The sequence below is a fragment of the Mycobacterium sp. 852002-51613_SCH5001154 genome, from assembly GCF_001667425.1.
Lineage (GTDB): Bacteria > Actinomycetota > Actinomycetes > Mycobacteriales > Mycobacteriaceae > Mycobacterium.
The window spans coordinates 1-684 of record NZ_LZII01000072.1 but is presented as its reverse complement, the minus strand read 5'-3'; the positions used below and the strand labels follow the sequence as shown (position 1 = coordinate 684).

Annotated in this window: 1 protein-coding gene; it reads left to right on the top strand. The window is 64.9% G+C overall.

Annotation, left to right across the window (positions count from 1 at the left end; translation table 11 throughout):
- Positions 1-684 (top strand): MCE family protein (locus A5750_RS19185; RefSeq protein ID WP_156664365.1); only part of this gene is annotated, 684 nt, incomplete at both ends.

Sequence of the window (684 nt, the reverse complement as noted above, 5' to 3'; positions counted from 1 at the left end):
TTCACGCCGAAGACGAAGTTGACGATGCTGGCGTCGCGGGCCGGGCTGGTGATGGATCCGGGCTCGAAGGTCACCTACAACGGGGTCGAGATCGGCCGGGTGGGCAACATCGCGGAGACGGTGCGTGACGGCAAGCCGGCCGCCAAGTTCACGCTGGAGGTCTACCCCCGATACCTGTCGCTGATTCCGGCCAACGTGAACGCCGACATTAAGGCGACCACGGTGTTCGGCGGCAAGTACGTCTCGTTGACAACGCCGCAAAACCCGTCGCCGCAGAAGCTCAACCAGCACACGGTGATCGACGCGCGCTCGGTGACCACCGAGATCAACACCCTGTTCCAGACCGTCACCTCGATCGCGGAGAAGGTGGATCCGGTCAAGCTGAACCTCACGCTGAGCGCGGCCGCCCAGGCGCTGACCGGGCTGGGCGACAAGTTCGGCCAGTCGGTGGTCAACGCCAACGCGATCCTCGATGACGTCAATCCGCAGCTGCCGCAGGCGCGTCATGACATTCAGCAGCTCGCCGGGCTGGGCGACACCTACGCCAACGCGGCGCCGGACCTGTTGGACTTCCTGAACAACGCGGTCATCACGTCGCGGACCATCAACGCGCAGCAGAAGGATCTGGACCAGGCGCTGTTGTCGGCGGCCGGGTTCGGCAACACCGGCGCCGACATCTTCAAC